This is a genomic window from Paractinoplanes polyasparticus, assembly GCF_019710575.1.
GTDB lineage: Bacteria > Actinomycetota > Actinomycetes > Mycobacteriales > Micromonosporaceae > Actinoplanes > Actinoplanes polyasparticus.
In genome coordinates, this window is sequence record NZ_JAHWFK010000005.1 from 166224 (window position 1) to 178890 (window position 12667).

The window sequence follows — 12667 nt, forward strand, 5'->3', positions numbered from 1 at the left end:
ATGGAAACGTCGGGTTGTATGCAATGACCGTTTCGATCGTCGAAGTCTCACCCCGCGACGGGCTCCAGAACGAGGCCGCGCTCGTATCCACGGCCGACAAGCTGGCACTGATCGGCACGCTCGTGTCCAGCGGCGTCCGCCGCATCGAGGCGGTCAGCTTCGCCCACCCGAAACGCGTCCCGCAGATGGCCGACGCCGAGGCCGTCGCGGCCGGCCTCCCCCGCGGCGACGTGTCGTGGATCGGCCTGGTGCTCAACGAGAAGGGCCTCGACCGGGCCATAGCCGCCGGCCTGGACGAGATCAACGTCGTGGTCGTCGCGACCGACACGTTCAGCCGGCGCAACCAGGGCGTCCCCACCGCGGAGGCGATCGCGGCCTGGTCCCGCATCGCCACCCGGGCCCGCGCGGCCGGCCTGCGCACCACGGTGACGGTCGCGGCCGCCTTCGGCTGCCCGTTCGAGGGCGAGGTCCCCGAGGCCCGGGTGCGCTCGGTGATCGAGCAGTGCGCCGCCGCCGCCCCCGACGAACTGGCCATCGCCGACACGATCGGCGTCGGCGTGCCGGCCCAGGTCCGGGCCCTGCACGCCGTGGCCGACCTCGGCATCCCGCTGCGCTGGCACTTCCACAACACCCGGAACACGGGCTACGCCAACGCCCTGGCCGCCGCCGAGCTGACCGGCTCGCTGCCGGTGGCCCTCGACAGCAGCGCGGGCGGTATCGGGGGGTGCCCGTTCGCGCCCGACGCGACCGGCAACATTGCCACCGAGGACCTGCTGTATCTGTTGCACCGCAACGGTTTCAACACCGGGATCGACGTCGAGCCGTTGCTGCCGCTGGGCGCCCGCCTGGGCGAACTGCTGGGCCACCAGGTGCCGGGCCAGCTGGCCCGGGCCGGCCTCTTCCCCGCCTGAACGGCCGAGCGGCCAGCAGCAGACCCGGGCGTCCGCGGCCGTTCTGAAGATCTCGCGGTTGGCTGCGCCGCTACTTCTGCACCTTGTATCGCGCGTGGGTGGCGAACGGCGAGCTGTAGACCTTGACCACCTCCAGGTCCATGTCGCGGTCGAAGCCCTCGAACAGCCGCTTACCAGCCCCGAGAATCACCGGCGCCGTCGAGATGACCAGCTCATCGACCTTCCCCGCCAGCAACGCCTGCCGGATGACGTCAGCGCCGCCCCCGATGGAGACATCACTACCGTTCGCCGCCTCGGCCGCCTGGCTGAGCGCCGTGTCGAGATCCTGGACGAACCGGAACCCGGACTCCGCCGCAGGCTGATCCGCGACCCGGTGGGTGAGAACGAACAGCGGGCCGGGGAAAGGGTTGGTCCCGCCCCACGCGCCTGCAGCGTCGTACATGCCCCGACCGACAACACCGGATCCGATCGTCGAGACTATCTCTTCGTAGAACTGCTTGTCGGGACCGTGCATGGCGAAGTCGTGGCCACCCTCGTACGTCCACGGACCGCCCATCACCCAGTAGTGCAGCCGTTCACCACCCCGGCCCAGCCCGTACTGCGGCCCGTCGTCGGGGCCGGTGACATAGCCGTCGACCGACGTGGTGATGGCTGCAATGACCTTGCCCATGGTCTTCTCCTCTGTCCGGTGTCACCACAAGAGACCGGGCGCGAGGCCCGAACTCATCGCTGACACGGCCCTGCTTCATGTGGTCTCGCAGGAACCCGGCCGGCTCCGGCCGATCGGTAGCGTCGAGCGCGTCCGGCAGCGCGAACAGCTGGTCGCGGAGTTCCAGGCCGGCGCTTCCTTGCGGTTGACGCCCTCGGTGACTCTGGACGCATGACTCAGGTGGTCCTCGCATTTCTGTCGGTGACTGGCGCTCTGGTCGGTGTGATGCTGGGCTCGTTGCTCAACGCCCGGGTACAGCGCGCTTCTTGGCAGCACCAGGAGAACACGACGTCGATACGGGAGCGGCGCGCGACGTACGCCGCCTTCGTCGCCGCCTGTCGGGAGTGGCGAGCGACGGTTCTGGGGCCGGATGTGCAAATCATCCCGGCGTCCTCGGTCTCCCGCCAACCGCATGCCGACGGCGGCCCGGCACGCACCCAGGTCGTCCGGTACCGAGCCGAGATCGGCCTGATCGCGCACACGACGGCGACAGTCCAAGCCGCTGCCGCCCTCATGCTTGCGGTGGGAAGGCTTTCCGAGGCGAGGGCCGGTCACGAGGCCGGCCAGGTTCCCGAACCCTTCGTCCAGGCATGCCGAGACGCGGAGCGCGAATTCAATCGGGTCGCACGGGCAGAACTACGCAGCCCGGAAATCGATTTGAAGACTCCCACCACTCTCCCGACGACCGCCGCGCCCCGGGAAACACAAGAGACGAGGTGATCGAGTCATCCGCCCGTGAAACGCAGCGATCGTCAGCGCCGAAGCTGTCGGCGGGGCGGCTCCGGGCACAAGAAAGGGCGCCCACTCGGAAGTGGGACACCCTTTCCGCACTGCCTGCCGGGTAAGGCTAGAACCAGATTTTTCGACCACCGACCGGACGGCCGACGGCGCCGAGGATCCACAGCACAGCACCGATCACGAGGAGAATGATTCCGATCGTGTAAAGAATCGACACCTTCAGGAAGATGCCCAACAGCAGGAGGATGAGCCCTACGATCAACATGACTTGTGCTCCGTTCGGCGGCGGGCATCTCCCGCCGGGCAACCGTGTACCCCGCACGTCAAGAAGCTAATCTGATCGATGGTTGACCCCGGTGCCTGGCCGATCCGACCAGGCCACTCCGGACAGCGGCCTCGAGCCCGCGACGCAGCCACATCCTGAGCTGCCCACGTGCCAGACGCACCACGACCAAGGTGGGCGTCGTTCCCGGTCATGGTTCCGGCAGTCCCCGATCGAGGCGGAGCCCACGCACCACGCCCATGCCGCACAGACGGCCGGGTAGTTACGGAGCCGGTGCGGAGGCGGGCGGGTGGCTGGAGCTGTTGTACCTGTTCTTGGCCGCGACCACGGCTGCCTGGAGGTGTTCGGGGGCGACACCGTGGACGTTCAGGGGCGGGTGCAGGCGCCGGACGAGGCCGGCCTCGACGGGGGTCGGCTCCGGGTCCTCGGCCCAGGTCAAGCGGAGGTTGGCGTGCATCCACGCGGTGAGCCGGGCCTCGTCCGCCGGGACCAGGACGACCCGATCGGTCCAGGTCGTGCGGTAGCCCTCGGAGACGAGCAGGCCGGCCAGCGTGCGGCGCAGCGTGGAACTGCCCGACCGCCTCAGGTGGTTGCGCAGGATCCGGCCCCGCAGGTTGGTGGCTCGGCCCACGTAGAGCAGCCGCAGCGCCGGGTTGTTCGCGTTCGGCGGTCCGGGCAGATCGGGGAGGACCGAAGGCGCGGCCCACCACGCATAGACGCCGCTGCCCCGGCTGAGTCTCTTGCCGGCGGCGTCGAGGCCGACCGGCGGGCCGGACAGCAGCCGCAGGGCGTCCTCGGTTCGTTCCTCGTCGGTCAGAAGATCGTCGGGGTGTATTCCGGAAGTGGTCATCGGAGGCCATGCTAACCCGGTGCCGGGGTGTCGTTTCTGTCCAAGACGGGGGCGTGACGGTCTTCTAGCGTGGGGCCATGCGCGAAATCGTATACACGGCATTCACCTCGCTCGACGGCGTTGTCGACTCGCCCGGAGGCCCGGTCGAGGGACACCGCAGCGGCGGCTGGACGTTCCAGGACATCGAGTTCCTGCCCGAGGCGTACGCCCTCAAGGGTGAGGAGCTCGAGGAGACCTCGGCGCTGATGTTCGGTCGCGCCAGCTACCAGGCGTTCGCGCCGGTCTGGCCCGACTCGGCCGACCACGCCGGCTACAAGGACCTGCCCAAGTACGTGGTCTCGACGACGCTCGCCGAGGCCGACCTCACCGAGGGCTGGGGCGAGACGACGATCCTGCGGTCGACCGACGAGGTCGCCGAGCTCAGGAAGGGAGAGGGTGGCGCCATCTTCATCCACGGCAGCGCCGAGCTGGCCCGGCGCCTGTCCGAGGCCGGCCTGATCGACCGCTACCACCTGCTGATGTACCCGGTGCTGCTCGGGGCGGGCAAGAGCCTGTTCAGCCGGGCCGACAACGACAAGCGGCTGCTGACGCTGCGGGCCTCCGAGGCGTACCCGAACGGCATTCTCAAGCTGATCTACGACGTCGGCTGAGCCAGGTCCAGGGCGATCGCCCCCGGGGCGCCGTCGCGCAGTTGCCGCGGCGTGCGCCCGACGTACCGGCGCAGCGCGCGGGCCAGGTGCGGCTCGTCGAAGTAGCCGAGCCCGGTCACGACATCGGCCACCGGCTTGCCCCGGGACAGCAGCGCCGAAGCCTCGCGGGCGCGCTCGATCTGCCGGACGGCGCCCTGGGCGAGCCCGGTCGCCGTCCGGAACCGGCGTTCGAGGGTGCGCGGGGTGACCTCGGGCCGTCCGCCGCGGCGGACCTCGGCCACCAGCGGGTCGCGGACCAGGGCGCCGGACCGGACCAGGCGGTCGACCAGGGCTTCGGCGTCGTCGGGGCCGGGGGTCTCCCAGCGGTCGCCGGCCAGCCGGAAGAAACGGTGGGTGGCGCCGGGCAGCTCGAGCCCGGCGTCGACCAGGGACGGCGTGGGCACGGCGGCCAACGAGACGCCCACGGCCAGCTCGATGCCGACGAAGGCCGCCCCTTCCGGCACCGGGGCCGTGCCGGCGGCGGTCTCGGGGCCGGTCACACCGGCGTACGCCCGGCCGTCCTGCCGCCAGAACACCAGGCCCACGCTGACCCCGGCCACCGAGGTCATCTCGGTGACCCGCTCACTGGTGCAGCTCCAGACCTCGCTGACCCACGACGAATCCGACCCGCGAGTCTCGAACCGCAGCTGCATCACCCAGACGGTACCGGCGACCGATGGATTCCGCCGTAAATCAGTAGCGGCGTCCCGGCTGTCGTGCCACGGTGAGGGACGTATCAGAGGCCAGCGAACAGGAGTAAGCAATGCGAGCAGCTTCCACGCTCCGGACCCTTTTCCGTCCCACCGTGGAGTTGCGCCTTGGCATTGTTGAATCTCGGGATCGTCGCCCATGTTGACGCCGGCAAGACCAGCCTGACCGAGCGGCTGCTGTACGAGGCCGGGGCGGTGTCGCGCCCCGGCAGTGTCGACGCCGGCACGACCCGCACCGACTCGATGGAGCTGGAACGGCAGCGCGGCATCACCATCCGGGCCGCCGTCACGTCCCTGCGCCTCGGTGACCTCACCGTCAACCTGCTCGACACGCCCGGCCACCCGGACTTCATCGCGGAGGTCGAGCGGTCGCTGGCCGTGCTCGACGCCGCCGTCCTGGTCGTCTCGGGTGTCGAAGGCGTGCAGCCGCAGACCGTGGCCATCTGGCGGGCGCTGCGCCGGATCGGCGTGCCCACCATGGTCTTCGTCAACAAGGTGGACCGCCGCGGCGCCGATACGGAGCGGGTGGTCGGCCAGGTGCGCCGGCGGCTCGGCGCCCGGCTGGTCGTGCTGACCTCCGTCACCGGTCAGGGCACGCGCGAGGCCCGGGTGCGAGCCCTCGGGTTCGACGCCGAAACGGTGGTGGCGGCGGTGGCCGACGCCGACGACGCCGTGGCGGAACGGTGGCTGACCGGCGAAGCGGTGCGCGCCCGCGACGTGCGACGCTCGCTCCGGAGGAACGGGCTCACCCCGCTGGTGTACGGCTCCGCTATCACCGGAGCGGGCGTGCCGCAGCTGTGCCACTTCCTGTCCGACCTGCTGCCGCGCTCGGCCGAGCGGGACGGTCCGCCGGCCGGCACGGTCTTCGCCGTCGACCGCGACGGGCACGGCCGGCGGGCCTGGCTGCGGCTGTGGTCGGGGAGTCTTCGCGTACGGGACAAGGTGCAGTTCGCCGAGGGCCGCCCGCAGACCGTGACCGAGATCGCCGTGAGCGAGCCCGACGGCGTCCTGGTGCGCCCGTCGGCGTCGGCCGGACAGATCGCCGCCGTCCGCGGCGTGTCGGCCCGGATCGGTCAGCACGTGGGTGACCCGCCGCGGCGCGACCTGTACCGCTTTCCCCCGCCGACCCGGCAGGCGCTGGTCGAACCCGTCGATCCCGCGCAGCGCCTGGCCCTGTTCGCCGGTCTGGCCCAGCTGGCCGACGAGGACCCGCTGGTCGACCTGCGGCTCGACGAGCAGCAGGGCGAGGCCGTGATCCGCCTGCACGGCGAGGTGCAGAAGGAGGTGATCGCCGCCCTGCTGGCCGACCGGTACGGCGTGAAGGTGCGCTTCTCGGGCACGCTGACCGCCTGCATCGAACGGGTGACCGGCACCGGCACGGCCGAGGACCGCATCAAGGAACGCGGGAACCCCTACCTGGCCGGCGTGGGCCTGCGCCTCGAAGCGGCCACGGTCGGGCACGGCGTCGAGTTCCGGCCCGGCATCGAACCCGGTCGCCTGCCCCCGGCCTTCGTGGCGGCCACCGAGGAGGGGGTGCGGGCCGCCCTCCGGCAGGGCCGCAACGGCTGGCCGGTCACCGACTGCACGGTCACCATGACGTCGTCGCAGTACTGGCCGCGGCAGAGCCGGCCGCACCAGAAGTTCGACAAGTCGATCTCGAGCGTGGCCGCCGACTTCCGCCACCTGGCCCAGGTGGTGGTGACCGCGGCGCTGCGCCGGGCCGGCACCCGCGTCTGCCAGCCGGTCGAACGCTTCGACGTCAACCTGCCGCCGCACACGTTCGACGCGGTGACGGCCCTGCTCGGCCGGGCCGGGGCGGTCATCGACGACACCGCCGCCACCGGCGAGTACCTCGAGGTGAGCGGCACCCTGCCGTCGGCGCGGATCCCGCAGGTGGTGGCGGCACTGCCCGACCTGACCGGCGGCGAGGCCGTCCTGACCACCCACTTCGACCACTACGCGCCGGTCACCGGCGAGGCCCCGCCCACCCTGCCCCGGCGCGGGCCCGACCCGGCCGACCGCGACGAGTGGTTCCGGGCCGTCCCACGGTGATCAGTCCGCTGTTCTTCCCACGTCGGCCCGGGGCAGCCGACGCATCGTGATCCATCTATCATCCAGGCGACCACGACCGCGACGGTCGTCGATGAGAGGGTGGACCCGCTTGCGTAAGACATCAATTCTGGCCGGGTTGTCGGCCGCCGTGCTGACCGGTGTGCTCGCGGGGAGCATTCCGGCGTACGGCGTCGTCGACGGCGCGGAGGTGGCCGACGGGACGTACGGCTTCGTCGCGCACCTGGCGATCGGCGCCCCGGGCGTCGGCCGCGCCTGCACCGGCGCCCTGATCGACCCGCAGTGGGTGATCACGGCGGCCGCCTGCTTCGGGCAGCCCACTGCGGGCAAGCCGACCGAGGCCACCACGGTGACCCTGAGCCGGGCCGATCTGACCGGCGCCGCGGGGCAGGTGCGCACCGCGACCCGGCTCGTGCCGCACCCCGACCGCGACGTGGTGCTGGTGAAGCTCAACCAGCCGACCACCATCGCCCCGGTCGCCCTCGGCACCACCGCGCCCGCCGAGGGCGAAGTGCTGCGGCTCGCCGGCTACGGGCGGACAGCGACCCGCTGGGTGCCGGACCGCCTGCACACCGCGCAGTTCTCGGTGGGTGCGGTCGGCACCGCGCTGCTCGACGTGACCGGCGTCGAACCCGGCCAGCCGAGCCTGTGCAAGGGCGACGCCGGCGGGCCCGCCCTGCGCGAGTCCGGCGGAACCGTGCAGCTGGTCGCCCTCAACCACGCCTCGTGGCAGGGCGGCTGCTTCGGTTCCGACGAGACCCGCCGCGGCGCCACCGAGACCCGGATCGACGACCTGGCCGGCTGGATCCGCGACGTCGCGCCCGGCGGCCTGGCCCAGGACCACCGCGACGACGTCACGCTGGTCTACGGCTACGCCACCGGCGCGGCCGGCCCGTTCACCTTCACCACGGCGGCCAACGGCGCGATGACCGCCCGCGGCGGCTTCAAGAGCGCGGACGGCGCCTACAACGTCGCCAGGATGAAGGTGCTGCGCGGCGACTTCAACGGCGACGACATCGTCGACCAGGCCATCCTGAACAGCGCGGCCGACGGCACGCTCAGCCTCGACACGTTCCTGGCCGGACCGGGCGGCACGTACTCCGGCGCGCTGCGCTCGTGGACCAGCAACAGGTTCGGCTCGTACGACCAGATGCTGCTGACCAGCGGTGACTTCAACGGCGACGGCCGTACGGACATCGCGAGCTTCTACAACTACGCCGACAAGTCGGTCGGGCTGTTCACCTGGCTCGCGCGCGCCGACGGCACCTTCGGCACCCCGACCGGCAGCTGGCGGACCGCGGCCAGCCCGGTATGGGGCGAGATCGCCCGCATGCAGATCTTCAGCGGCGACTTCGACGGCGACGGCCGTACGGACATCGGCTCGTTCTACAAGTACGCCGACAACAGCGTCGGCCTGCTGAGCTGGACGGCCAACCCGTCCGGCGGTTTCGCCGCGCCGGTTCGCGGCTGGCACGTGCCGGCCACGCCGTACTGGGGCGACCCGAAGCGGATGACGATCGCGGCCGGCGACTTCAACGGCGACGGCCGGGGCGACGTGGCCGGCTTCTACGGCTACGCGGACGGCCGGCTGTCGATGCTGACGTTCACCGCCAAGGCCGACGGTGGCTTCAACAACGCGTTCAGCTCGTGGAAGTCGACCACCTCGTCGTGGGGCTCGTGGGAGCGGACGCGGTTCACCGCGGGCGACTTCAACGGCGACGGCCGCGACGACCTGGCCGCGTTGTACGGCTACTCCGACGGCAGCATCGGCCTGCACACGCTGATCGCCAACGAGCAGGGCGGCTTCGCCGCCCCGGTCGGCTCGTACAGCTCGGCGGGGTTCGGCTCGTACGACCGGATCCACCTCAGCGAGGACCAGAAGTGATCCCGCGGGCGCGGCCGGCCGTCGCCGGTCGCGCCCGCGGCTACGCTTGCGGCTGAACACCGGCCGACGGGTATCGGCCGGGGCCGGGCTTGTTCTACGGTCGGGCCATGGCCGACAAACCGCGGCGATCCCGGCCGCTGCTGCGCACCCTAGTCGGTGACGTGCTGCGCCGGCGCCGGCTCGAGCAGCGGCGCACGCTGGCCGAGGTGGCCCGCGAGGCCAGTGTCTCCGTGCAATACCTGTCCGAGGTCGAGCGCGGCCGCAAGGAGCCGAGCTCCGAGATCCTGGCCGTCGTCTGCGACTCGCTGCGGATCGACCTGGCCGACCTGCTGGCCGAGGTGGGGCGTGATCTCGCCGTCGACCACGCCCCGGTCCTCCGCCTCGACCAGGCCCGCCTGCGCCGCGCGCAGGCCCCTCAACGTTCGGGCGACGTCTTCCTGCTGGCCGCCTAAGCCGCGTCCAGCCGATAGGCGCGGGCCTCGCGCCGCGTGATCACCCGGTCGGCCAGGCCGTAGGCGACCGCCTCGGACGCGCGCAGGGCCATGCTGCGGTCGGTGTCGGCCCTGATCTTGGCGAGGGGATGGCCGGTGTGCTCGGCCAGGATCTGGTCCATCTCGGCCCGCACCTTGGCCACCTCCTTGGCCTCCACGGCCAGGTCGGGCAGGGTGCCCCGGGCCTGGCTGGACGGCTGGTGCAGGGTGACCCGGGCGTGCGGCAGCACCGAGCGTTTGCCCGGGGTGCCCGCCGCGAGCAGGGCGGCGGCGGCCGAGGCGGCCTGCCCGACACAGATGGTGGCGATGTCACAGCGTACGAAATGCATGGTGTCGTAGATCGCGGTCAGCGCGCTGAAGGAGCCGCCGGGTGAGTTGATGTAGAGCCCGATCTCCTGCTCGCCGGACGATTCCAGGTGGATCAGCTGGGCGATGACCACATTGGCCACACCGTCGTCGATCTCGGTGCCGAGGAAGATGATCCGGTCGGACAACAGCCGGGAGTAGATGTCGAAGGCGCGCTCCCCGTTCGGCGTCTTCTCGACCACGGTCGGAATCGTGTACTGGCTCATGCGCTCAGTCCCATCGGCTGGCGGGCCATCTCGGGGCGCACGTCGTCCACACTGTCGAGGATGTGGTCGATGAGCCCGTACGCCAGCGCCTCGCCGGCGGTGAACCAGCGGTCGCGCCGGCTGTCCCGTTCGACCGTCTCGATCGGCTGCCCGGTGTGCTCGGACGTCAGCCGCAGCAACGTCTGGCCGAGCCGCTCGAGCTGGTTGGCGTAGATCTCGACGTCGGCCGCGGTTCCGCCGAACCCGGCTGAGCCCTGGTGCATCAGCACCTGGGCGTGCGGCAGCGCGAATCGCTTGCCCGGCGTGCCCGCGGTGAGCAGGAACTGCCCCATGCTGCCGGCGAGCCCGAGAGCCAGCGTGCTGACGTCGTTGGGGATCAGCCGCATGGTGTCGTAGATGGCCAGGCCGGCGGTGACCGACCCGCCCGGCGAGTTGATGTAGAGGCTGATCACGCCGCGCGGATCCTCGGCCGACAGGAGCAGCAGTTGGCCGCACAGCCGGTTGGCGATCTGGTCGTCGACCTCGGCGCCGAGCACGATGATGCGCTGGTGCAGCAGCCGGGCGGCCACCTGGTCGTCGATGGACCCCGCACTCCAGGGGGTCGCCGCAGTGGCTAGTTGCATGGGAGTCTCCTTCAGTCGGCTTCCACCATCGGGCGGGCCGGGCCACGGGCCAAGCGGATCTGCTGTCAGCAGATGCCGGGCGGGGAGGATCAACGCATGACTGTCCACCTCCGGGGGCCGTCGGCGGTCGCCGAGCGGCGAGGTGACGGGCCACTGGACCATCTGCGCACGATGATCCGGGCGCTGCCGGTGCCCACGGCGCCGATGACCTTCCCGAGCCGGGAGGCGGCGCTCGGCCTGGCCCTGATGGACCTGTCGTTCCGGCTCGACCACCTGCCCCGGCTCTCGGAGCACCTGACGCTGATGGACCGCGGGCACATGAGCCGGACGATCAGTGTCGACGTCGACGTCGATGTCATCTCGGGCCGGCTGCGCGAGACGCTCCAGGTGCCCGGCGACACGGCGCTGTGGGTGCCCGTCTCCCGCTACAGCCGCACCGACCTGGCCCCGGTGGTCATCCGCGACTCGAACGGCGAGGTCGTGCCGCGGCTCTCGCACCGCGACGCCAACCGGGTCACCGCGGCCGCCTTCGTGAAGCTGCTGTTCATGCTGATCAACGCGCACGACGACGTCTCGGCGCCGGCCACCCCGATCCACCAGTTGCGGCACACCCACCAGCGGTCGCGCTGGCTGATCGAGGCGGCCATCACCGAGCTGATCATGGTGGGGGCGCCGGCCGGGCAGCGGCTGCACACCCCGCTGGATCACGCGGCCGGGCTGCAGGGTTCCCACCCCGTACGCGACCTGGCCCTGACCGGTCTGGAGGCGCTCTTCCCCACCGGGGAGGGCGATCTGGTGCCGTTCGCCCGGCTGCTGCAGCTGGCCGTCCGGCAGTACATCCTCGTCGCGCAGCTCGGCCTGGACCGGCCCCGCCGCTTCCTGACCTGGGAGGCCCCGCTGCTGCCGGCGCAGCGCCACCCGGCCCGGTGGCCGAACCTGGCCAAGAATGTGCTGCCGGTGAACCGCGAGTTCGTCGTCGAGTACGAGACCGAGATCCCGCGCTCGGTCAAGGCGTACCACCTGACCCTCGAGACCCGGCAGGAGATCAGCGTCCGCCGGTTCCTGATGTCCAGCGACGTCGACGCGGAGTTCGTCGAGGTGCTGGCTCAGGACCTGGAGTCGGTGGCCCGGCGGGCCGACCGGCTGGGCAGCCACCACAAGCTGCTCGAACTCGAGATGCAGGGCATCGCGTCACGGCTGGCCGAGCTGGGCCGCCGGCGCCTGGTCGACCTGGCCGGCTACGAGGCCTATCTGGCCCGGCTGCCGATCCCGGTCGGGCCCGGCTCGTCGCCTCCGCCGGTGCGGCTGACCGCCGAGCGGGTTCTGCGGGAGTTGAGCGCCGGCAACTGCTCGCTCGACGTGCTGGCCGCGTTCTGCGCGCACTACGCGGCCGACGGCCTTCAGCATCTGGCGAAGAGCGGGCTGCCCGGCCCGGCCCTGCGCAACATCGCCGCCGGGCTGCGGGCCACGCAGGTGGGCCGGGACGTCACCTGCGACAACGACCCCCGCGAGCACGGCGCCCACGCGCACTGGCGCCGCCCGTCGGTCGAGCTCAGCCCGCAGTCCACCGAGCCGGTGCGGGTCTTCGCGTTCATGACCCTGGCCGACGAGGCGCCGGCTCTGATCGAGAGCATCACCCGCATGGTGGCCGGCCTGGCCCTGGTCGTGCTGGGGATCGGGACGCTGCTGTCGGGCGGGATCAGCTGGCTGTACTCGTCCGAGATACCCGAGGGCTTCGTGCCCGACCAGGCCGACGCCGTCGTCGCCGTCCTGCTGCTGGTGCCCGGCCTGCTGCTGGCCCGGCTCGACCTGCCGAGCACGAAATCGGTGCTCGGTCAGCTGCACAAGTTCCAGCGGACGCTGGCCGCCGCCTCGGTCGTCGTGACCACGGCCCTGGCCATCGTGGTCGGCACGGTCGACTCCGACCGCGAGATGACCCGGCTGTTCCAGCTCGCGCTGGCCGTCCTGATCGTCATCCTGCTCTGCTGCCTGAGCGAGTTCTACGCCCGGCGGCAGCACCGCAGCAGTTCGGTGCCGCGGTCCGCGCGCGTGCCGCGCTGGCTGCGCGACGCCCGGCGGGCAACCCGGGCCACCGTCGAGCCGGACGACTTCTTCGACGCCCGTGGTGAGGTGTGA

At 71.5% G+C, this 12667-nt stretch carries 13 protein-coding genes; 7 read left to right on the forward strand and 6 right to left on the reverse strand.

Going from position 1 to position 12667, the window contains the following annotated elements:
• Positions 1 to 23: 23 nt before the first annotated feature.
• Complete coding sequence (locus KXC43_RS08030; protein WP_221375327.1) at positions 24 to 911, forward strand: hydroxymethylglutaryl-CoA lyase; 888 nt, start codon at positions 24 to 26, stop codon at positions 909 to 911.
• A 70-nt stretch (positions 912 to 981) separates the two neighbouring features.
• Here KXC43_RS08030 and KXC43_RS08035 read toward each other — a convergent pair whose 3' ends face one another.
• Entirely contained in the window at positions 982 to 1581 is a 600-nt protein-coding gene (locus tag KXC43_RS08035; protein WP_221375328.1) for a dihydrofolate reductase family protein, read from the reverse strand.
• Between the two features lie 210 nt (positions 1582 to 1791).
• Here KXC43_RS08035 and KXC43_RS08040 point away from each other — a divergent pair, with 210 nt between their 5' ends.
• On the forward strand, positions 1792 to 2340 hold the full coding sequence (locus KXC43_RS08040) for a hypothetical protein (protein ID WP_221375329.1): 549 nt from the start codon (positions 1792 to 1794) through the stop codon (positions 2338 to 2340).
• A 127-nt stretch (positions 2341 to 2467) separates the two neighbouring features.
• Here KXC43_RS08040 and KXC43_RS08045 read toward each other — a convergent pair whose 3' ends face one another.
• A complete protein-coding gene (locus tag KXC43_RS08045) occupies positions 2468 to 2623 on the reverse strand; it encodes a hypothetical protein (RefSeq protein ID WP_221375330.1) in 156 nt (51 codons plus the stop codon).
• A gap of 280 nt (positions 2624 to 2903) precedes the next feature.
• Positions 2904 to 3491, reverse strand: a complete 588-nt coding sequence (locus KXC43_RS08050) for a GIY-YIG nuclease family protein (protein WP_221375331.1) — start codon at positions 3489 to 3491, stop codon at positions 2904 to 2906.
• A gap of 77 nt (positions 3492 to 3568) precedes the next feature.
• On the opposite strand from KXC43_RS08050, the gene KXC43_RS08055 reads away from it, so the two are divergent.
• Positions 3569 to 4141 carry a dihydrofolate reductase family protein gene (locus KXC43_RS08055; RefSeq protein ID WP_221375332.1) on the forward strand — a complete coding sequence of 191 codons (573 nt, stop codon included), beginning with the start codon at positions 3569 to 3571 and terminating at the stop codon, positions 4139 to 4141.
• Here the strand turns inward: KXC43_RS08055 and KXC43_RS08060 are convergent.
• Entirely contained in the window at positions 4126 to 4833 is a 708-nt protein-coding gene (locus KXC43_RS08060; RefSeq protein ID WP_221375333.1) for a helix-turn-helix domain-containing protein, read from the reverse strand. The two genes, KXC43_RS08055 and KXC43_RS08060, sit on opposite strands and share 16 nt — an antisense overlap.
• 165 nt (positions 4834 to 4998) lie before the next feature.
• On the opposite strand from KXC43_RS08060, the gene KXC43_RS08065 reads away from it, so the two are divergent.
• The 3 genes from KXC43_RS08065 to KXC43_RS08075 all read left to right on the forward strand — a co-directional run bounded on the left by KXC43_RS08065 (position 4999) and on the right by KXC43_RS08075 (position 9297).
• A complete protein-coding gene (locus KXC43_RS08065; protein WP_221375334.1) occupies positions 4999 to 6942 on the forward strand; it encodes an elongation factor G in 1944 nt (647 codons plus the stop codon).
• A 109-nt stretch (positions 6943 to 7051) separates the two neighbouring features.
• Positions 7052 to 8845: a trypsin-like serine protease gene (locus KXC43_RS08070; protein WP_221375335.1), complete on the forward strand. Its 1794-nt coding sequence runs from the start codon at positions 7052 to 7054 to the stop codon at positions 8843 to 8845.
• A 107-nt stretch (positions 8846 to 8952) separates the two neighbouring features.
• On the forward strand, positions 8953 to 9297 hold the full coding sequence (locus KXC43_RS08075) for a helix-turn-helix domain-containing protein (RefSeq protein WP_221375336.1): 345 nt from the start codon (positions 8953 to 8955) through the stop codon (positions 9295 to 9297).
• Here the strand turns inward: KXC43_RS08075 and KXC43_RS08080 are convergent.
• Both KXC43_RS08080 and KXC43_RS08085 read right to left on the reverse strand, forming a co-directional pair.
• Complete coding sequence (locus KXC43_RS08080; protein WP_221375337.1) at positions 9294 to 9908, reverse strand: ClpP family protease; 615 nt, start codon at positions 9906 to 9908, stop codon at positions 9294 to 9296. The two genes, KXC43_RS08075 and KXC43_RS08080, sit on opposite strands and share 4 nt — an antisense overlap.
• Positions 9905 to 10531: a ClpP family protease gene (locus KXC43_RS08085; RefSeq protein ID WP_221375338.1), complete on the reverse strand. Its 627-nt coding sequence runs from the start codon at positions 10529 to 10531 to the stop codon at positions 9905 to 9907. The genes KXC43_RS08080 and KXC43_RS08085 overlap by 4 nt, the downstream gene beginning before the upstream one ends.
• 96 nt (positions 10532 to 10627) lie before the next feature.
• Between KXC43_RS08085 and KXC43_RS08090 the strand changes: the two genes are divergently transcribed.
• Positions 10628 to 12667, forward strand: coding sequence for a hypothetical protein (locus KXC43_RS08090; RefSeq protein ID WP_221375339.1), 2040 nt, complete (start codon positions 10628 to 10630; stop codon positions 12665 to 12667).